Here is an 18,663-nt window from a genome sequence, read left to right on the forward strand (position 1 = left end):
GACCGAGCAAGGAAGCACTGAATGCTCACCCGGGTGATCGATGAGCCAGACTGGGCTCGGCCCGCTCGCGAGAGCAACGGCGCTGTGCTACCTCACCACGCGCTTCTCGAGCTTGCGGGCCAGAGTACGCCGGTGAAGGCCAAGCCGGCGCGCCGTTTCGGAGATGTTGAAGCCGGTTTCGACCAGCGTTTCGTGGATGCGCTCCCATTCCAGATTCTTGATCGAGGTGGGCCGGCTGGAAAGCGGTACGGAAACATCGCCCTCGGCACGGCCGAAGGCGGCTTCGATGTCATCGGTATTGGCGGGTTTCGCCAGGTAATGGCTGGCGCCGAGCTTGATCGCCTCGACCGCCGTGGCGATGCTGGCAAACCCCGTCAGCACGACGATCTTCATCGAAGCATCGCGGGCGCTGAGCAGCTTGACGCACTCCAGCCCGGAGCCGCCGGCTCCAAGCTTGAGATCAACGACGGCGTAAGCCGGAACAGTTTTTTCGAGGGCGCCGAGCAATGCTTCCCTGTCGTGGCAGACGACGACGTCGTAGTCGCGCTTTTCGAAGGAGCGCTTCAACGTTTTCGCGAAGGTCGCGTCGTCCTCGACGATAAACAGGGATCGATCAAGCGTCACGATCATCTCCATCGGTCAGTGCCGCCAGCGGCAGCGAAAGGGTAACACAAGCGCCCTGCTCCATATTGCGCGCCGAAAAATCGCCTCCCAGTTTCCGGACCACGTTCATGACGAGGAACAGACCAAGACCACCGCCTGGCCGTCCCTTGCTCGACATATAGGGTTGGCCAAGTGCTGCCAGAATACCCTCGTCGAAACCCGGACCGCGATCGCGCACGGAGATCATCAGCTTGTCGCCTTGCCGCTCGGCAGTCACGCCGACCCAATCCTGCGATGCTTCCTGGGCATTGTCGAACACATTGAAGATGACCTGCTTCAGCGCCGTGTCGGACACGATCTGCTCGTCCGGGCCGAAGTCGTTCTTGTATTCTAGGTTGAATGGCTGGCGACTGATGCGCCATTCCTCGACCAGATCGTCGAGGAAACCGCGAATGGTCGTGCGTATCGTCCCCTCGCCCCTCGCCTGGCCGGAAGACATCAGGATTCCGGACACGATGCGCTTGCAGCGCTCGATCTGCGCCTGCATTTCGGCCACGTCGGCCGCCAGTTCGCGGTTGCGCGCAAGGGCGCGCAAGTGGCGCCAGTCGGACAGGATGACGGATATCGTGGCTAGCGGCGTGCCCAGTTCGTGCGCGGCTCCGGAGGCCAGCAAGCCCATGCGCACGATGTGGTCCTCCTCGGCCGAGCGCTGGCGCAGATCGGCGAGATAGGCGTCGCGCTCGCGCAGATTGCGGTTGATGCGCGTCATGAAGATCACAATCAGCCCGGCCGCCAGCACGAAGCAGATGAACATGCCCCTGATATGCAGGGACAGGAGATCGCTGCCGCCAGGATGCGGGATGGCGATCGGCTGGAAGAGGAAGATGAGGAAGACGAAGCAGGCCGAGGCAGCCGCCACGAGAATCCAGGTAAACCTTGGCGTCAGCAGTGCCGCGCCGAGCGTGATCTGCAAGAGATAGAGCGATACGAACGGATTGGACGCGCCGCCGCTCAGGTAAAGCTGCGTCGTCAGTGCCGCCATGTCGAAGATGAGTGCGATGAAGAGCTGGGTGTTGCTGATAGGCCTGATACCGCGCAGGACCAGCAGGCTGAAGATGTTGAGGCCCACCAGAAAAAGCACCACCCCGGCCATCTCCCCCAGCGGTAGCGGGATATCGAACCAGTATTCCGTCGCCAGAATGGTGAGCACCTGACCCGCCACCGCCAGCCAACGCAGTTGGATGAGCAGGAACAGATTCTTCCTGTTCGTCGCATCGGTATGCGATACTGTCCCGTTCTTGCCGGCAAGGGATGCCGCCACCAGGGATTTGTCATGGTGAAGCTCTTGCGTGGGAACGCTCATCTCGTGGGTCCTTGCCGCTGGCGGTGGCCGATCATCGGCCTGGCCAGGGCAATGGCGAGCATCGCAGCGAGCGTGAACCAGGTCAAAGCATAGACCAGATGGCTGTTGCGGAAAGTCACGACGGTCAGCCCGCCGCGCGGCCAGCCCTCGATGTCGGATGCTTCCGCATCGACGAAATAGGGAGCGACATTGGTCGTCAACCCGCGCGCGGTTGCGATAGCGGCGACGTCTCGCGAATACCAGCGATTGCCCATGGCGTCGTTCTTGCGCAGGAATCCTCCGCCGGGTTCGCTCATGCGCAACAGCCCGTCAATGACGGCCGGCGCGGTTCGACCGCCCCTCTCCCGTTCGAACTCAGCCTTGCGCTCCTGGGGAATGAACCCGCGGTTGACCAGCACGACGAAACCACTGTCGGTTCGCATCGGCGTCAGCACCCAATAGCCGCCGCCAAGCTCCGTCACCGCCCGAACCAGCGTGTTGGCGCCGCCCAGATAGCGCCCCGCCAACCGCACATGGCGGTATTCGTAACCGGCCGCGGTGATGCCGTTCCAGCTCTGCGGGCCAGGCGCATCGACAACCGGGGCATGAATGCGCTGGTCGACACGGGCGATCAGATCGAGTTTCCAGACCCGCCTTTCCAGCTGCCATATGCCGAGCCCGACAAACACCAGCACGCCGAGAAGTCCGAGCAGCACAAGGACAAGGCGCGACGCGGACGATCCGCCGGCGTCCCCTTGCGGGGCGGGACGCGAGCCAATGCCGGTTTGTCCGATCGCCTCGATGATGGTCCTCCCAGAGCCCGCCGCCGGGCTCATGGCATCTCGCGCATGTCGTGCAGTCCCGGCATCATGTTGGCGTTGAGATGGTACATCACCCAGAGCGAACCGGTCAGCACGATACCGACCAGGATCAGCGTGAAGATCAGCGCCAGCATCGACCATCCGCCTTCCGAGGCGGTGTTCATATGCAGGAAGAAGACCATGTGGACCACGATCTGCACGACGGCGAAGGCCATGATGACGATGGCCGTAGCCTGCTTGTCGTCGATGGCGCCGGTCATGACCAGCCAGAATGGAATGGCGGTCAGGATCACCGACAGGACGAAGCCGGTCAGATAGCCCCGGAACGATCCGTGTGCCGCTCCACCATGGGCGTGGCCGTGACCCTCGGCATGATCATGAGCGCTCATCGCAACATTCCCATCAGATAGACGAAGGTGAAGACGCCGATCCAGACGACGTCGAGGAAGTGCCAGAACATGCTGAGGCACATCAGCCGGCGGCGGTTCGCCTTTATGAGGCCAAATCTCGCGACCTGCACCATCAGCGTCACCAGCCAGACGGTGCCGAAGGTGACATGCAGGCCATGCGTGCCGACCAGCGTGAAAAACGACGACAGGAACGCGCTGCGCTGCGGCGTGGCGCCTTCATGGATCATATGCGCGAATTCGTATAGCTCGATGGACAGGAACGCCAGGCCGAACAGGCCGGTCACGGCAAGCCAGGCTTGCGTCGCCGCCAACCGGCCCTTGTCCATGGTCAGCATGGCAAAGCCATAGGTGATCGAGGACAAAAGCAGCATGGCGGTGTTGACCGCCACCAGATCGAGATCGAACAGGTCCTTGGGCGCCGGCCCGGCCGCGTAGTTGCCGCCAAGCACGCCATAGGCGGCGAATAGCATCGCGAAGATCAGGCAGTCGCTCATCAGGTAGAGCCAGAAGCCGAGCATGGTGGAGCCGCCATCGGCGTGCGCATGCTCTTCTTCCAGGTGGAAGACCGGTTTGGTGCCGGCCGTGATTGCCGTCGATGTCATGCTCAAACCCTAGCCCTGATCGGCGAGGAGCGTCGTCCTCGCCTCTTCCGTTTGCGTGACTTCGGCCGCCGGAATGTGGAAGTCGCGGTGATAGTTGAAGGTGTGGCCGATCGCGGTGGCGATGAGGCAGACGAAGCTCAGCGCCGCCAGCCACCAGATGTACCAGATCAGGCCGAAGCCGAGCGCAACGCTGAAGGCGGCCAGGATGATGCCGGTGCCGGTATTGCTTGGCATGTGGATCGGCTTGAAGCCGGCAAGCGGCCTGACGTAGCCGGCCTGCTTCATGTCAAACCAGGCATCGTTGTCGCGAATGACCGGCATGAAAGCGAAATTGTAGGCGGGCGGCGGCGAGGATGTCGACCATTCGAGCGTACGGCCTTCCCAGGGATCGCCGGTCGTATCGGCAAGCGCCTCGCGCCTGCGGATGGAGACGAAGATCTGGATCAGGAAGGCGGCGATGCCGCAGGCGATCAGCACCGCGCCGAAGGCGGCGATGACGAACCATATCTGCAGCGACGGGTCGTCGAACACACGCATGCGTCTCGTCACTCCCATCAGGCCGAGGACATAGAGCGGCATGAAGGCGAACCAGAAGCCGACCACCCAGCACCAGAACGAGACCTTGCCCCAGAACGGATCGAGCTTGAACCCGAAGGCCTTGGGCCACCAGTAGGCAATGCCGGCGAACAGGCCGAACAGCACGCCGCCGATGATGACATTGTGGAAGTGCGCGATCAGGAAGAGGCTGTTGTGCAGAACGAAGTCCGCCGGCGGCACGGCAAGCAGCACGCCGGTCATGCCGCCGACGGTGAAGGTGAGCATGAAGGCCACCGTCCACATCATCGGCAGTTCGAAGCGGATGCGGCCCCGGTACATTGTGAATAGCCAGTTGAAGATCTTCGCTCCCGTCGGGATCGAGATGATCATCGTGGTGATGCCGAAGAAGGAATTGACGCTGGCGCCGGAGCCCATGGTGAAGAAATGGTGCAGCCAGACCAGGTACGACAGGATGGTGATGACCACCGTGGCGTAGACCATCGAGGTGTAGCCGAACAGGCGCTTGCCGGAGAAGGTCGAGGTGACCTCGGAAAAGACGCCGAACAGCGGCAGGATGAGGATGTAGACTTCCGGGTGACCCCATATCCAGATGAGGTTCACATACATCATCGGGTTGCCGCCGAAGTCGTTGGTGAAGAAGTTCGTGCCGACATAGCGGTCGAGCGCCAGCAGCGAGAGCACCGCCGTCAGCACCGGGAAAGAGGCGACGATCAGCACGTTGGTGCAGAGCGACGTCCAGGTGAAGACCGGCATGCGCATCATCGTCATCCCGGGCGCACGCATCTTGATGATCGTGCATATCAGGTTGATGCCCGACAGCGTCGTGCCGACCCCCGCCACCTGCAGCGCCCAGATATAGTAGTCGACGCCGACGTCGGGGCTGTAGCCGATGCCGGAGAGCGGCGGATAGGCGAGCCAGCCGGTGCGGGCGAATTCGCCGACGAACAACGATGCCATGACCAGGATGGCGCCGCCGACCGTCATCCAGAAACTGAAATTGTTGAGGAAAGGGAAGGAGACGTCGCGCGCGCCGATCTGCAGCGGCACGACGAAGTTCATCAGCCCGGTGACGAAGGGCATCGCCACGAAGAAGATCATGATGACGCCGTGGGCGGTGAAGATCTGGTCGTAGTGGTGTGAGTTCAGGTAGCCCTCGGAGCCATTGAAGGCGATGGCCTGCTGGAGCCGCATCATGATGGCGTCCGAGAAGCCGCGCAGCAGCATGACGAGGCCCAGCACCATGTACATGATGCCGATCTTCTTGTGGTCGACGCTGGTGAACCATTCGCGCCAGAGGTAGCCCCACAGCTTGAAATAGGTGATGACGCCGAGAAGCGCGATGCCACCGAGCGCCACCGCGACGAAGGTGGCGACGACGATCGGCTCATGCAGCGGCAGCGACTCCCAGGTGAGGCGGCCGAAAATGAATTTGGTCAGCGTATCGGGCATCGGCTGTCTCTCACAATTCACGCCGCAGCAGGCCGAGGGTCGGCGTATCCGCCTCCGCGCTACGGCTGTCGGTCCCTGGCCGGAGCAATCCCGCCCCGCGAAGCGGGGACAGGTTCTTCGCCGGCCAATAGGTCGGCCAGGCATCGCGGGACGCGCGCGAGACCGCAGCAGCCTCCTCAGCCGTGCAGATGCTGGCGACATAGGAGGGATCGTTTCCGAACACCGCGCCGCGCCGGGCGAGTTTGTCGTATTGCAGCGGCAAGGTGTTGCGCACACCCGCAAGACCGAGACCACCCTTGGCGTCGATCGACATCATCTCGTTCATGCACATCTTGCCGCGCTCGACACACAGGTTGAGGATGGCGCCATAAAGGTCGGGATCGACCGAGGCGTAGTGCCGGACCGGTTCGTTCTCGCTCGGCTTTTCGAGCTCGAGATAGCTGTCGCGGTCAAGCGCCGCCGACGCTGTCCTGGCCTGTGCCACCCACTGGTCGAAGGCCTCGTCGGACAGACCGTGGAAGGCGAAGCGCATGCCCGAAAAGCCGGCACCGCTGTAGTTGGCCGAGAAGCCGCTATAGGTACCCTGCCGGTTGATGACGGCGTGCAGCTTCGTCTCCATGGCCGGCATGGCGTAGATCTGCCCGGCTAAGGCTGGAATGTAGAAGGAATTCATCACCGCCGACGAGGTGATGCGGAAATCGATCGGCTGGTTGACCGGCGCCGCCAGCTCGTTCACGGCGGCGATGCCGTAATCCGGATAGATGAACAGCCATTTCCAGTCGAGCGCCACGACCTCGACCCTGAGTGGCTTGTGCAACTGGGTGACGGGCTGGCGGGCTTCGATCCGGTCGATCCGGCGGTATGGGTCGAGCAGGTGCGTGCCGAGCCAGGTCAGCGCGCCAAGGCATATGATGATCAGGAGCGGTGCTGCCCAGATCACCAGTTCCAGTTTCGTCGAATGATCCCAGTCCGGCGCATAGGTCGCCGAAGCGTTGGATTGCCGGTAGCGCCAGGCGAAAAAGACAGTCAGCGCCATGACCGGCACGATGATGATCAGCATCAGCAGGGTCGAGACCACCAGCAGGTCGCGCTGCTGGGCCGCGACATCGCCCGCCGGCGCGAGCACCACCATATCGCAGCCACTCAACAGCCCGGCCAGGGGAAGCAGAAGCAAGGCTCCAAATCGTTTCATCAGACGCTGCCCTCGATGGACCTCCGCAACGCGTTGTGATGTTGCAGTGCGGTATCGATCAAGGGCTACTGCCGGCGGCGGCGCGATGACATTGGACAATTTGTCCAATGCACAGCCGGGATGGGTCTGGCAAAGTGTGCAACGCACAATGGGATTGCCGCAATTGGGTCCCAGATATTTCATTCCACGCGGTGGCGACGGACAAGATGGCTCAGATTTCGACTGGCGAAACAAACAGCGGGCTGATCGGCTCGGACCACGGCCAGGTCAGTGCGGGCGATATCGCGGTCGGCGTGATCGTGGGCAGGACGTCGGAATTCTTCGACTTCTTCGTCTATGCGATAGCGTCCGTCATCGTGTTTCCCAAGCTGGTGTTTCCCACGCACGATCCGCTCGTCGGAACGCTCTACTCCTTCGCCATCTTCGCGCTGGCCTTCATCGCCCGTCCGTTCGGCTCCGTCCTGTTCATGGCCGTCGATCGCGCCTACGGTCGCGGTGCGAAACTGACGATCGCGCTGTTCCTGCTCGGCACCTCGACCGTCGCCATCGCGTTCCTTCCCGCCTATGGCGATATCGGCGCGGTCGCTATCTGGCTTTTGGCGCTGGCTCGCATCGGGCAGGGCGTGGCGCTCGGCGGGACGTGGGACGGCCTGCCCTCGCTGCTGGCGCTGAACGCGCCGCGGAACCGGCGCGGCTTCTATGCCATGATCCCGCAACTGGGCGCGCCGATCGGCCTCATCGTGGCCAGCGCCCTCTTCGCCTTCTTTGTCGCCAACCTGTCGGCCGACGACTTCCTTGCCTGGGGCTGGCGCTATCCCTTCTTCGTCGCGTTCGCCATCAATGTCGTGGCCCTGTTCGCCAGGCTGCGTATCGTGGTGACGCCCGAATTCTCGAAACTGTACGAGAGCGGCGACCTGCAGCCGACGCGCATAAGGGACACGATCAGGACCGAAGGCCGCAACGTCGTCGTCGGCGCCTTCGCGCCGCTGGCGAGTTTCGCCTTGTTCCACATGGTGACGGTGTTTCCGCTTTCCTGGGTGTTCCTGTTCACCAAGGAGGGGCCGGCGCGATTCCTGGCGATCGAGGCGGTGAGCGCGCTGTTCGGCATCGCGGCCATCGTCGCGTCGGGTCCACTTGCCGATCGCGTCGGACGCCGTGCGCTGCTCGGCGGTTCGGCGATCGCCATCGCGACGTTCAGTGGCTTTGCCCCGCAGCTCCTGGATGGCGGCACCGTTGGCGAGGCCCTGTTCATGGTGCTGGGCTTCATCCTGCTGGGGCTGAGCTTCGGGCAATCGTCGGGTGTCGTCGCATCGAGCTTTTCGCGACAGCATCGCTATACCGGCTCGGCGATAACCTCGGATCTTGCGTGGATGTTCGGCGCTGGCTTCGCGCCGCTCGCAGCTCTCCTGCTGGCCGGCAATTTCGGCCTTATCGCAGCGGGCGCCTACCTACTCTCGGGTGCGGCCTGCACCTTGCTTGCCTTGTGGATCGATGGACGGCGTCCGGTCTCGGACCGTCCGGCCGACTGAAAAACCAGAGCTTGCAGAAGGTTCGACGCAGTCGCCCTGCCGGTCAGCGGAACATCGAACCGCCATCTACGTCGAGCGCCGCGCCATAGACGAAGCTCGCGGCGTCGGAGCATAGGAACAGGATCGCGGCAGCCATGTCGTCGGGCCGGCCCATGCGGCGTATGGGGAGATTGGCCGCGATGCGATCCTTCAGGGCCGGGTCGATGTGGGAATGCATCGGCGAATCGGTCGGTCCCGGATTGAGGGCGTTGATGCGCACCGCCTTGCCCGCCAGTTCGCGCGCGACCGACTTCACCAGCGACAGCGTGCCGGCCTTCGAGGCCGCATAGGCCGTGTCGGCGATAAGGCCACCGCCGCCATGCACGCCGGCGTCCGATGCCACGCAGACGATGTTTCCCCCACCGCTGCCCTGCATGCGCTGCACCGCCCCCTGGACGGTGAAGAAGGTGCCCAGCAAATTGACGCCGAGCACGTGCTGCCAGTGCGCCCAATCCTGGTCCGGGATTCGCTTGGCGGTGATGATCGCGGCGCAGGTGACAACGTTGTCGAGCCGTGCCAGCCTGGCATCGCAATAGTCGAACATATGCTTGATGCTGTCGGGATCGCCCATGTCTGCCACCACCTTGTGCGGTGTCCCGGCCATCCCGCCCAGCTCGTCATGGCGCCTTGCAAGGCCTTCCGCGTCACGGTCGCACATCACGACCTCGGCCCCTTTGGAGAGGAATGCACGGGCGGTTTCGAAACCCATGCCGCTGGCGGCACCGGTCACCAGCACGGTCTTGCCGGCAAAGCTGTCCTGGGCAAACGTGGCGTACGCGTCGGTCATGATTTCTCCATAAGCTGAAAAACGGATTTGCCGGCCATAGGCAAGGCCCGTTGCGCCGGCGCGAGCCGGTTCAGGCCTTCAGATGCAGAGTCACCAGCACGGTACACTCGGCGCCACCGTCGAACCGTGCCGCGACACGCAGCCAGTTGCCGAAATGGGCAAGCCGCGCCATCGCCACGGCGTCGCGCTCCTTCGGCATGGGAAATTCGGTGCCCTCGCGCAGCCAGTGCATGCCGTCCGGCGAGACCTCGACCCATGCCGAGCCGGTGGGGCCGACGGGTTGCTTGAGCGCCCGCACGAAGAAGATCGCCTCTCGCGCCCATCCCGCCTCATAGGGCTCGCTGGCGGCTTCGCCATGCCAACGCTCGTTGCGCGAGACGACCGCGGTGATGTTCTCGGGCAGCATCAGAAATCTCCCGAAATGCAGATGGAATCGACGTAGAGAAAGGCCCGTTTGGCGACGTCGGTTTCAGCGAAAAGGCCGAAATTGAGCATGCACCACAGGTTCTTCATCGCCGGAATGCGGATCGAATCGAAGCCTGTGAGATCAAAGCTGCGATCGTTGCAGCGCAGCCCGAGCGCCGTCATCGTTGCCAGATCGAAATCGAAGCACAGATACGTCCAGTTCACCTTGGTGGGGATTTCATTGTCAGCCCGACCCTGATCGGCTTCCTGATCTTCTTCCTTGGGCCGCTGGCCGCCATTTTCTATTATTCGACGACCGAGTGGAACCTGCTCAGCCAGCAGGCGACATTCGTCGGGCTCCGCAATTTCCACAATGTCCTGCTGGAGAACCCCGACTTCTGGCATGTCGTGCGCAATTCCGTAATCTTCGCGCTGGGGCTGGTGCCCCTGAACATGGCGCTGGCGCTCTCGCTTGCGCTGGCGCTGTCGCGGCCGTTCTTCGGCGTCGTCTTCTTTCGGACGGTTTTCTTCGCGCCGGTGGTCACGTCGGCGATCGCCTGGGCGATCGTCTGGAAATTCATGCTGCAGGGTGAAGGTGGCGCCGTGAACCAGATGCTTGCCTGGATCGGCATAGACGGTCCGAACTGGCTGCGGGAGCCCAACTGGGCGATGGCTGCGGTCATCGTCACCCGTGTCATCAAGATGGTCGGGCTCAACATGATCCTCTACATCGCGGCGCTGCAATCGATACCGCGCGACTATGAGGAGGCCGCGAAGCTGGAGGGTGCGTCGCGCTGGCAGGTCTTCCGCATGATCACATGGCCGCTGCTTGCGCCAACGACGCTCGTCATCATGGTTCTGACGACGATCGGTTCGTTCAAGGTATTCGACCACATCTACCAGATGACCGGTGGCGGCCCGGAAAACGGCACGCTGGTGCTGGCGTTCTACATCTACCAGCAGGGCTTCAAATTCTTCAACGTCGGCTATGCGGCGGCGCTGGCGCTGATCATGTTCGTCATCGTCATGGCGCTGACCCTCGTGCAGGTGACGCTGCGACGGAGGGACATGGAGTGAGCCCGCGCCTGACCGAAATCCTGTACCGCATCTGCTGGACCATCGTGCTGCTGTTGCTGGCGGTGCCTTTCATCTTCCCGTTCTTGTGGATGATTTCCGGCGGCTTCAAGAGCACCACCGAAATCTTCGGCACGCCGACCTTGATCCCCCGCGTCTGGCGCTTCGAGAATTTTGTGGAAGTGTTCGCCTATCAGCCTTTCGCGCGGCAGTATTTCAACTCGCTCTACATTGCCGCGACGGTGACGGTGCTGACCTTGTTCATCGCCTCGCTCGCCGGCTACGCACTGGCGCGCATCCGCTTTGCCGGCGCCGGTCTTTTGATGCTGTTCCTGGTAATGGCGCTGATGGTGCCGGAAGAGGTCACCATCATCCCGAACTTCTTCCTGATCCGCGCCATGGGTCTGATCGACACGCACTGGCCGCTCATCCTGCTGCCGGTGTTCGGGCCGCAGGGCGTAGTGGCGACGTTTCTGATGCGCCAGTTCTTCCTGGCGCTGCCCAAGGAGCTCGAGGAGGCGGGCAAGATGGACGGACTGTCGCGCTTCGGCGTCTGGTTGAAGATCGCGCTGCCCATGTCGCGGCCGGCGCTTGCCGCGGTCGCGATCATCACTTTCCTGCATTCGTGGAACCTGTTCCTCGAACCGTTGATCTTCCTCAGTTCGCTGGAGAAGTTCACGCTGCCGCTGGCGCTGTCCAATTTCAACGACAGCTACGGCCTGCCCCTGTGGAACCTGCAATTGGCGGCGACGAGTCTGGCCGTGGTTCCCATCCTCATCATCTATCTGATCGCCCAGCGCCAGATCATCGAGAGCTTCGCCCTCTCCGGCGTCAAGGGATAAGGGAAGTCATGACAAAGGTTCTGCTCAAGGACATTCGCAAGAATTTCGGCACGGTCGAGGTCATCCGCGGCGTCGATCTCGAGATCGAGGATGGCGAGTTCGTGGTCTTCGTCGGACCGTCGGGATGCGGAAAGTCTACATTGCTGCGGCTGATCTCCGGCCTGGAGCATATCAGCGACGGCGAACTCCACATCGGCGGCCACCTGGTCAACGAGGTGCCGGCGGCCAGGCGCGGCGTCGCCATGGTGTTCCAGTCCTACGCGCTTTATCCGCACCTGACGGTCCGCGACAACATGGGCTTCGGCCTCAAGGTCCGCAAGGTGCCGGCCAGCGAACGCGCCCGCCGCGTTTCGGAAGCCGCCGCGACGCTGAAGCTCGAACCGTTGCTCGACCGATTCCCGCGTCAGTTGTCGGGCGGCCAGCGCCAGCGCGTGGCCATCGGCCGGGCCATCGTCGGCAATCCGGACGTCTTCCTTTTCGACGAGCCGCTCTCGAACCTCGATGCCGAATTGCGCGTCCACATGCGCTCCGAGATCGCGGCGTTGCACCAGCGCCTGTCGACGACGATGATCTATGTGACCCACGACCAGATCGAGGCCATGACCCTTGCCGACAAGATCGTGGTGTTGCGCGACGGCAGGATCGAACAGGTCGGCTCGCCCCGCGATCTCTACGACAGCCCGCGAACCGTCTTGGTCGCCCAGTTCATCGGCAGCCCCAAGATGAACGTCCTGCCGCTCGCCGACGGACAGCCGATCGCGCTTGGCGCATCGGTTCCCGCGACGGCCACATCGGTCGGTATTCGACCCGAGCACCTGTCGCTGGGCCAGCCCTCGAACACCACGTTGCGCGGCAGGGTAAGGCTGGCTGAATATACCGGCGCCGTCACGCTCCTCCATATCGAGCTGGACGGGGGCCAGACATGCCTCGTCATCCACAATCAAGGACCGACGCCCGAAACCGGCGCCGAGGTCGGCCTGCTGGCCGAGCCCGAGCATCTGCATTTCTTCGACAGGGAAGGACGGGCGGTCTGATCTGCCGCGCCCCCCCGCGCGGTTCTATTCCGCCGCCAGTGCGGCGACTTCCCGCCGAAACGGCAATGCGTCGCCGATGTCGGGTTCGTCCAACTCGCGGGCGAAGCGGTGGCCGGCATAGGTTGCCCAGGCGATGGGTCCAGGTGCTTCGGCATCGCCGATGACCTTGACCGAACGGATGCCTTTGTCGGCCCACTCGTTTTCCCGGGCCTTGAGATCGCGCCAAACGCCGTCGTCCTGATTGCGCGACGTGACCAGGACGACGGCATCGGCGGTCAGATCATGTTTCGCGCCGGTGTAGACGCAGGCCGTCGCGGCACCACCTGAAGCGATATTCACGACGGTCCTGTTGAGCACGATATCGACCCCGAGTTCAGCCAGGCGACGGTGAACGGCCCCTTGCTCCAGCGTGTTGCGGGCCCAGTCCGAGACATAGGCCGATGGTGTCACCAAGGTCACCTTCGTTCCCTGACGCGCCATCAGCTCGGCGAGAACGCCGCCCATGTAATAGTGATCGTCGTCGAACAGGACGACCTTGCCGGCCGGAACCTTGCCGGCCATCAGATCGTCGGGTGAGTAGACCGGCATCGCGGCGTCGATCGGCATCGGCACGACATGGGCACGCGCGACGCCATCGCGGCGCCAGGTCGATCCGGTGGCGATGGCGATGTTCTGGAAGCCGAAGGACAGGATGTCATCCGCTGACAGCCGGCTTCCGAAATAGATGTCGACATCAGGCATCTGGCTGAGCTGATACTGCCGATAGTCGCGCACCCTGCCCCATGCCGATAGGCCCGGCAGTTTGCTTTCGCGCGCCACGCGCCCGCCAAGCTCGGTGCCGGCTTCGGCGATGGCCACTTTGTAGCCGCGCAGGCCGAGCGCACGCGCAGCCTCCAGTCCGGCAGGCCCGGCGCCGACGATCAGTACGCTGTCGCTGTGGCCCTTGGCTTGCATGCGCTCCGGATGCCAGCCCTTGCGCCATTCCTCCATGAAGGTCGGGTTCTGCGTGCAGCGCGAGATCGACATGGTCATGTCGCCGGTGATGCAGATGTTGCAGCCGATGCATTCGCGGATGTCGTCGATGCGGCCCTCCTCGACCTTCCTCGGGAGGAAGGGATCGGCGATCGACGGACGGGCGCAGCCGATGAAGTCGAGCGTTCCCGACCTGATCATCCTGACCATCACGTCAGGCGAAGTGAAGCGGCCGACGCCGACGACCGGCTTCGAGGTCAGCTTCTTGATGCCCGACACCAGGCTTTCCTGCGCCGCCTCTTCCTTGAAGCGCGACGGGCCCGAGCAATCTTCCCAGGCGCCGTGCGCGAGATCCCACAGGTCGGGCAGTTCGGCATGCATCTCGATCATGTCCCGGACTTCCGAATTGGCGAAGCCGAGCTCGCCGATCATCTCGTCCAGCGACAGCCTGAGCGTCAGGCCGCACGTGTCGCCGATCGCGTCGCGCCCTTCCTCGATCAGCTCCCGCATCAGCCGCGAACGGTTTTCCAGCGAGCCGCCATATTCGTCACCGCGCTGATTGGTGGCCGTCGACAGGAAATGCTGGATGATGCCGAAGCCGTGCGCGCCATAGAGGCAAACCAGGTCGAAACCCGCCTGCTTCGCGCGTTTGAAGGCATTGCGGTGCCAGCGGCGCAGGTCGCGGATATCCTGCTTGTCCATGGCGCGCGCCTGCACCGGATCGTTGGTGAAGGTGCGGATCGGCAGGGCCGACGGCCCGCGCGGCACCTCCTTGCTGTAGAGGTTGGGGCCGTTGATTCCGGAATAGGCGAGCTGGATGCCAGCCAACGCGCCGTGCTCGTGCATGGCCCGGGCCATCTTGGCCAAGGCTGGAATGTCGGCGTCGTCCCATAGCCGTAGTTCGATGAAGGGCGTGATCTCGGAAGTGTGGTGCATTTCCGTCTGCTCGGTGAAGATGACGCCCCATCCACCTTCCGACTTGATGCGGCGCATTTCTGCTGCCGCGGACGGATCGCGATAGCCGCCGCCATTGCAGTGCGGAACCTGATAGAAGCGGTTCTTGGCCGTTACCGGACCTATCTTCATCGGCTCGAACAGGACGTCGTAGCGTGGATCGCGCATGGTGCTTCCTCCGTACCGGCTCGGCACTGCCGGTGCTGCCAAGACTACTCATAAGTTGGAGCCGGCGCGGGAAAACTACGGATTTCTTCTGTGCCGATTAGGACGCGCCTAATCGCGCGCCGGCGCGGATTAGTCTGTGTTGAACCGGGGCTGAGCGAAATGCGACTTCAGAGCATCGGCGGCATGATGCTAGACAGCCGGGACCCTACCGAGAGACAGGAAAATGGACAGTATCAGGATCCTCGAACGGCTGATCGCCTTCCCGACGGTAAGCCGCGACTCCAACCTCGATCTGATCGGCTATGCGGCCGACTTGCTCGTGGCGAGCGGCATTGCCTGCCAGATCGTCCACAGCGCGGATGGGCACAAGGCCAATCTCTTTGCCACCATCGGCCCGCCCGGCAGGCCCGGTGTGATGCTCTCCGGCCACACCGACGTCGTCCCCGTCGACGGCCAGAACTGGACGCTGCCGCCGTTCCAAATGACCGAGCGCGACGGCAAGCTTTACGGACGCGGCGCGGCCGACATGAAGGGTTTTGTGGCCTCTGCGCTCGCCGCCTGCGTCAGGGCTTCCAAGATGGCGCTTCGGACACCGTTGCATCTGGCGCTCTCCTATGACGAGGAGGTCGGCTGCTTGGGCATGCGCGACCTGATCGAAATGCTGAGCGCGGTGCCGCAACGCCCGTTGCTGTGCATCGTCGGCGAGCCGACCAACATGCAGGTGGCGACCGGGCACAAGGGCAAGCTTGCCGCCCGCGCCGTCTGCAGGGGACGCGAAGGTCATTCGGCGCTCGCCCCGCTGGCGCTCAATGCCATCCACCTCGGGTGCGATTTCGTGCGTGCCTTGCGTGACGAACAGGAACGGCTGGCCCGCGACGGCGCCCGCGACGGCGACTACGACATTCCCTACACGACGGTACATGTCGGCAGGATCAATGCCGGCGTCGCGCTCAACATCGTGCCCAACCTGTGCCAGGTCGATTTCGAGATCCGCAACATTGCCGCCGATGATGCCGCCGGCATTCTGGACAGGCTTCGCGACGCCGCGGCACGCATTGCGCAGGACGCCGCTTCGATCGCTGCCGAGGCCGCGATCGACATCGAGATCACCAACACCTATCCGGGCCTCGACACGCCGGCCGCATCGGAGGCGGTGGCCTTCGTCAAATCGCTGACCGGTGCCAACGACACGATGAAAGTCGCGTTCGGCACGGAAGGCGGATTGTTCAGCCGCGATCTCGGCACGCCTGCCGTCGTCTGCGGGCCGGGCTCCATGGCGCAGGGACACAAGCCGGACGAATTTGTCAGCGTCGAACAGTTGCGGCGTTGCGACGGGATGCTGGACAGATTGCTGGAACGGCTCACCGATGGCTGGCCGTGAGCCGCATGGCAGCCCTCACTTCACGACCCGTTCGGTGCCGAAGACGCCCTGCTCGACGACGAAGCGGCGGCAGTGGTCGATGAAGGCCTGCACTGTCAGCGTGCGATGCTCGGCGTTCGGCAAGGCAATTCCTATTGTGAGCGGTCGGAGGTCGCCCAGCAAAGGCACGAAGACCAGTAATTTCCCGTCCGGCGACATGGTGTTGAGCGGCCGCATATTGGCGATGCCGTAGCCGAAGCCATTGGCGACCATCGAGCGCATCACGGCGATGTCGCCGGTGCGCTCGACGATCTTGGGCCGCAGGCCCCTGGGCTGGAAAGCCGACAGGAAATATTCCCTGCTGTAGGGCAGATCGAGCAGCACCATCGGCTCATCGACCAGTTCCTCGGCTGTGATGCCTGCCTTTGCCGCCAGGCGATGCGCGGCCGGCAGCATCACATAGGCCGGCAACTGCATCAGCGGCTCGAAGGTCATGTCTTGCGACAGCTCCAGATCGTAGGTCAGCGCGGCGTCTATCTCGCCACGCTGAAGCATCTCGAACAATTGTCCCTGGTTGCGCTCGAATTGCCTGACGCGCACATCGGGATAGGCGTCCTCGAATTTCTTGCGCAACGCCGGCAGCACGATCTGCGCGAAAGTGAGCAGGCAGCCGATCGCCAGCGGTCCGCGCACCTTTTCGGCGATATCACCGGCGATATCGTGCAGCGCGTCCGCGTCGTTGAGCAGGCGCGCGGCTTCTTTTAGGAACAGGCGCCCGCCCGCGGTCAGCGCCAGGGCATGCGAGTGCTTGCGCACGAAAAGCTGGACACCGAACTCGGCTTCGAGCTGAGCGATCGACGCCGAGATCGACGGCGGCGAGACATTCACCTGCTCGGCCGCCTTGGCGATCGAACCCGCTTCGCCAACGGCGACGAAATATTCGAGTTGTCTGAGCGTGAAGCGGAGCGGCATGGTGGCTATGTTGCCGGTTTGCGGCCGGTGATCAAGTCGCGGCCGCTTCTCAATACTTTATCCAGGTGGTCTTCAGCGCGGTGTATTTGTCGAGCGCATGCAGCGACAGGTCGCGCCCGAAGCCGGACTGCTTGAACCCGCCGAAGGGAGTCATCGGGCTCAGCGCATCGACGGTGTTCACGGAAACCGTGCCCACGCGCAGCCTTTCCGCGAGGCGATGCGCCCGCGACAGGCTGTCGGTCCACACCGATGCAGCCAGGCCATAGACGCTGTCGTTGGCGATGCGAAGCGCGTCGTCTTCGGTGTCGAAGGCGATCACCGACAGGACCGGACCGAATATCTCGTCGCGGGCAAGCGGGTCGTCGGGCGAGACATCGTCGAAGATCGTGGGCTGCACGAAACTGCCGCGCCCGTCGACGGCGACCCGGTCGCCGCCGGTCACCAGCCGCGCCGACTTCTTGCCGCCATCGATGAAACGCATGACGGTCGCGGCGTGGCGCGCGTCCACCATCGCACCCATCCTGGATGCGGGGTCGAGCGGATCGCCGGGTTGGGTCGCCGCTGCCCGCTGCGCCAGTTTCTCGACCAGCGCATCCTTGATGCGGCGCTCCACCAGAAGCCGGGAATTGGCCGAGCATACCTGTCCCTGGTTGAAGAAGATGCCGAAGGCGGCCATGTCGGCGGCCGCGTCCAGATCGCCGCAATCGGCGAACACCAGATTGGGGCTCTTGCCACCGGTCTCCAGCCAGACCTGCTTCATGTTCGACTGGCCGGAATATTGCAGGAACATCTTGCCGACGGCGGTCGATCCCGTGAAGGCAAGGCAATCCACATCCATATGGCGGCCAAGCGCCTGGCCGGCCGTCTCGCCGAGGCCGGGCACCACATTGAGCACGCCGGCGGGCAGGCCCGCCTCCATGGCAAGCTCGGCCAGCCTGAGCGCCGAGAAGGGCGATTGCTCGGCGGGTTTCAGCACCACCGAATTGCCAGCGGCCAGCGCGGGCGCGCATTTCCAGGTCGCCATGTCGAGCGGAAAGTTCCATGGCACGACGGCGCCCACGACCCCAAGCGGTTCCCGCCGCACCAAAGCGAGGTCACCCCGGCCCGTCGGCGCCACCTCGTCATAGACCTTGTCTATCGCTTCGCCGTACCACTGGAAGATCGCCGCCGATCCCGGCACGTCGATGGTCGCGGCGTCCTTGACCAGTTTGCCCATATCCAGCGATTCCAGCAGCGCCAGCTCCTGCAGGTTCTCGCGCAGCAATTCCGCCAGCCGCAGCAGCACCTGCTTGCGATGCCGAGGGTTCGCTCGCGACCAGCCGCTGGCTTCGAAGCTGCGTCGCGCCGCGGCGACGGCAAGATCGATTTCCTCTTCGCCGCAGGAGGCCACCTCGGCGAGCGTTGCTCCCGTGGCCGGATTGATGCTGGTGAACGTCCGGCCGGAGCGCGCGGGCATCGTCTTGCCGTCGATGAACGCGCCGTCGCGAAAACGGATCGCCGACGCCTTGCCGATCCAATCCTTATGACTGAGTTCGCTCATGCCGGCTCCA

At 63.5% G+C, this 18,663-nt stretch carries 18 protein-coding genes; 5 read left to right on the top strand and 13 right to left on the bottom strand.

From position 1 onward, the window contains the following. Window positions 1–87: 87 nt before the first annotated feature. The 7 genes from FJ970_RS29575 to cyoA are packed head-to-tail and all read right to left on the bottom strand — an operon-like array spanning window position 88 to window position 6,977. Window positions 88–624, bottom strand: coding sequence for a response regulator transcription factor (locus FJ970_RS29575; RefSeq protein WP_181178357.1), 537 nt, complete (start codon window positions 622–624; stop codon window positions 88–90). Next, window positions 614–1,966, bottom strand: a complete 1,353-nt coding sequence (locus FJ970_RS29580) for an ATP-binding protein (RefSeq protein ID WP_140756588.1) — start codon at window positions 1,964–1,966, stop codon at window positions 614–616. The genes FJ970_RS29575 and FJ970_RS29580 overlap by 11 nt, the downstream gene beginning before the upstream one ends. Beyond that, a complete protein-coding gene (locus tag FJ970_RS29585) occupies window positions 1,963–2,781 on the bottom strand; it encodes an SURF1 family protein (protein ID WP_140756586.1) in 819 nt (272 codons plus the stop codon). Before FJ970_RS29585 ends, FJ970_RS29580 begins: the two co-directional genes overlap by 4 nt. After that, complete coding sequence (cyoD, locus tag FJ970_RS29590) at window positions 2,778–3,155, bottom strand: cytochrome o ubiquinol oxidase subunit IV (RefSeq protein ID WP_140756584.1); 378 nt, start codon at window positions 3,153–3,155, stop codon at window positions 2,778–2,780. The genes FJ970_RS29585 and cyoD overlap by 4 nt, the downstream gene beginning before the upstream one ends. Beyond that, window positions 3,152–3,778: a cytochrome o ubiquinol oxidase subunit III gene (gene cyoC / locus FJ970_RS29595; protein ID WP_140756582.1), complete on the bottom strand. Its 627-nt coding sequence runs from the start codon at window positions 3,776–3,778 to the stop codon at window positions 3,152–3,154. Before cyoC ends, cyoD begins: the two co-directional genes overlap by 4 nt. 9 nt (window positions 3,779–3,787) lie before the next feature. Continuing rightward, window positions 3,788–5,785 carry a cytochrome o ubiquinol oxidase subunit I gene (cyoB, locus tag FJ970_RS29600; protein ID WP_140756580.1) on the bottom strand — a complete coding sequence of 666 codons (1,998 nt, stop codon included), beginning with the start codon at window positions 5,783–5,785 and terminating at the stop codon, window positions 3,788–3,790. A 10-nt stretch (window positions 5,786–5,795) separates the two neighbouring features. Then, complete coding sequence (gene cyoA / locus FJ970_RS29605) at window positions 5,796–6,977, bottom strand: ubiquinol oxidase subunit II (RefSeq protein ID WP_140756578.1); 1,182 nt, start codon at window positions 6,975–6,977, stop codon at window positions 5,796–5,798. Between the two features lie 206 nt (window positions 6,978–7,183). On the opposite strand from cyoA, the gene FJ970_RS29610 reads away from it, so the two are divergent. After that, window positions 7,184–8,506 carry an MFS transporter gene (locus FJ970_RS29610; protein WP_140756576.1) on the top strand — a complete coding sequence of 441 codons (1,323 nt, stop codon included), beginning with the start codon at window positions 7,184–7,186 and terminating at the stop codon, window positions 8,504–8,506. 43 nt (window positions 8,507–8,549) lie between these two features. Here FJ970_RS29610 and FJ970_RS29615 read toward each other — a convergent pair whose 3' ends face one another. From FJ970_RS29615 to FJ970_RS29625, 3 genes are all read right to left on the bottom strand, one after another. After that, complete coding sequence (locus FJ970_RS29615; RefSeq protein WP_246682563.1) at window positions 8,550–9,254, bottom strand: SDR family NAD(P)-dependent oxidoreductase; 705 nt, start codon at window positions 9,252–9,254, stop codon at window positions 8,550–8,552. A gap of 148 nt (window positions 9,255–9,402) precedes the next feature. Then, window positions 9,403–9,738, bottom strand: coding sequence for a hypothetical protein (locus FJ970_RS29620; RefSeq protein WP_140756572.1), 336 nt, complete (start codon window positions 9,736–9,738; stop codon window positions 9,403–9,405). Continuing rightward, entirely contained in the window at window positions 9,738–9,962 is a 225-nt protein-coding gene (locus FJ970_RS29625) for a DUF6772 family protein (RefSeq protein WP_321575746.1), read from the bottom strand. The genes FJ970_RS29620 and FJ970_RS29625 overlap by 1 nt, the downstream gene beginning before the upstream one ends. Here FJ970_RS29625 and FJ970_RS29630 point away from each other — a divergent pair. From FJ970_RS29630 to FJ970_RS29640, 3 genes are read left to right on the top strand one after another with little or no spacing between them, the layout of a single operon-like run. Beyond that, window positions 9,930–10,814, top strand: coding sequence for a carbohydrate ABC transporter permease (locus tag FJ970_RS29630; RefSeq protein ID WP_415752056.1), 885 nt, complete (start codon window positions 9,930–9,932; stop codon window positions 10,812–10,814). The genes FJ970_RS29625 and FJ970_RS29630 overlap by 33 nt on opposite strands. Beyond that, window positions 10,811–11,653 carry a carbohydrate ABC transporter permease gene (locus FJ970_RS29635; RefSeq protein ID WP_140756568.1) on the top strand — a complete coding sequence of 281 codons (843 nt, stop codon included), beginning with the start codon at window positions 10,811–10,813 and terminating at the stop codon, window positions 11,651–11,653. Before FJ970_RS29630 ends, FJ970_RS29635 begins: the two co-directional genes overlap by 4 nt. An 8-nt stretch (window positions 11,654–11,661) precedes the next feature. Continuing rightward, a complete protein-coding gene (locus FJ970_RS29640) occupies window positions 11,662–12,687 on the top strand; it encodes an ABC transporter ATP-binding protein (protein ID WP_140756565.1) in 1,026 nt (341 codons plus the stop codon). A gap of 24 nt (window positions 12,688–12,711) precedes the next feature. Here the strand turns inward: FJ970_RS29640 and FJ970_RS29645 are convergent, their stop codons facing one another. Then, window positions 12,712–14,781 (bottom strand): FAD-dependent oxidoreductase, encoded by a 2,070-nt coding sequence (locus tag FJ970_RS29645; RefSeq protein WP_140756563.1) that lies wholly within the window; start codon window positions 14,779–14,781, stop codon window positions 12,712–12,714. Between the two features lie 223 nt (window positions 14,782–15,004). On the opposite strand from FJ970_RS29645, the gene argE reads away from it, so the two are divergent. Continuing rightward, on the top strand, window positions 15,005–16,162 hold the full coding sequence (gene argE / locus FJ970_RS29650; protein ID WP_140756561.1) for an acetylornithine deacetylase: 1,158 nt from the start codon (window positions 15,005–15,007) through the stop codon (window positions 16,160–16,162). 15 nt (window positions 16,163–16,177) lie between these two features. Here argE and FJ970_RS29655 read toward each other — a convergent pair whose 3' ends face one another. Next, window positions 16,178–17,113, bottom strand: a complete 936-nt coding sequence (locus FJ970_RS29655; protein ID WP_140756559.1) for a LysR family transcriptional regulator — start codon at window positions 17,111–17,113, stop codon at window positions 16,178–16,180. Between the two features lie 49 nt (window positions 17,114–17,162). After that, complete coding sequence (locus FJ970_RS29660; protein ID WP_140756557.1) at window positions 17,163–18,653, bottom strand: aldehyde dehydrogenase; 1,491 nt, start codon at window positions 18,651–18,653, stop codon at window positions 17,163–17,165. Window positions 18,654–18,663 lie beyond the last annotated feature (10 nt).

The organism is Mesorhizobium sp. B2-1-8, from assembly GCF_006442545.2.
In the GTDB taxonomy this organism is placed as follows: Bacteria; Pseudomonadota; Alphaproteobacteria; order Rhizobiales; family Rhizobiaceae; genus Mesorhizobium.

What these genes read in the sequence shown, in the direction of transcription:
- FJ970_RS29580 (WP_140756588.1), bottom strand. Translation starts at nt 1,966, where the DNA reads ATGAGCGTTCCCACGCAAGAGCTTCACCATGACAAATCCCTGGTGGCG.
- FJ970_RS29585 (WP_140756586.1), bottom strand. Translation starts at nt 2,781, where the DNA reads ATGAGCCCGGCGGCGGGCTCTGGGAGGACCATCATCGAGGCGATCGGA.
- cyoD (WP_140756584.1), bottom strand. Translation starts at nt 3,155, where the DNA reads ATGAGCGCTCATGATCATGCCGAGGGTCACGGCCACGCCCATGGTGGA.
- cyoC (WP_140756582.1), bottom strand. Translation starts at nt 3,778, where the DNA reads ATGACATCGACGGCAATCACGGCCGGCACCAAACCGGTCTTCCACCTG.
- cyoB (WP_140756580.1), bottom strand. Translation starts at nt 5,785, where the DNA reads ATGCCCGATACGCTGACCAAATTCATTTTCGGCCGCCTCACCTGGGAG.
- cyoA (WP_140756578.1), bottom strand. Translation starts at nt 6,977, where the DNA reads ATGAAACGATTTGGAGCCTTGCTTCTGCTTCCCCTGGCCGGGCTGTTG.
- FJ970_RS29610 (WP_140756576.1), top strand. Translation starts at nt 7,184, where the DNA reads ATGGCTCAGATTTCGACTGGCGAAACAAACAGCGGGCTGATCGGCTCG.
- FJ970_RS29615 (WP_246682563.1), bottom strand. Translation starts at nt 9,254, where the DNA reads ATGGGTTTCGAAACCGCCCGTGCATTCCTCTCCAAAGGGGCCGAGGTC.
- FJ970_RS29620 (WP_140756572.1), bottom strand. Translation starts at nt 9,738, where the DNA reads ATGCTGCCCGAGAACATCACCGCGGTCGTCTCGCGCAACGAGCGTTGG.
- FJ970_RS29640 (WP_140756565.1), top strand. Translation starts at nt 11,662, where the DNA reads ATGACAAAGGTTCTGCTCAAGGACATTCGCAAGAATTTCGGCACGGTC.
- FJ970_RS29645 (WP_140756563.1), bottom strand. Translation starts at nt 14,781, where the DNA reads ATGCGCGATCCACGCTACGACGTCCTGTTCGAGCCGATGAAGATAGGT.
- argE (WP_140756561.1), top strand. Translation starts at nt 15,005, where the DNA reads ATGGACAGTATCAGGATCCTCGAACGGCTGATCGCCTTCCCGACGGTA.
- FJ970_RS29655 (WP_140756559.1), bottom strand. Translation starts at nt 17,113, where the DNA reads ATGCCGCTCCGCTTCACGCTCAGACAACTCGAATATTTCGTCGCCGTT.
- FJ970_RS29660 (WP_140756557.1), bottom strand. Translation starts at nt 18,653, where the DNA reads ATGAGCGAACTCAGTCATAAGGATTGGATCGGCAAGGCGTCGGCGATC.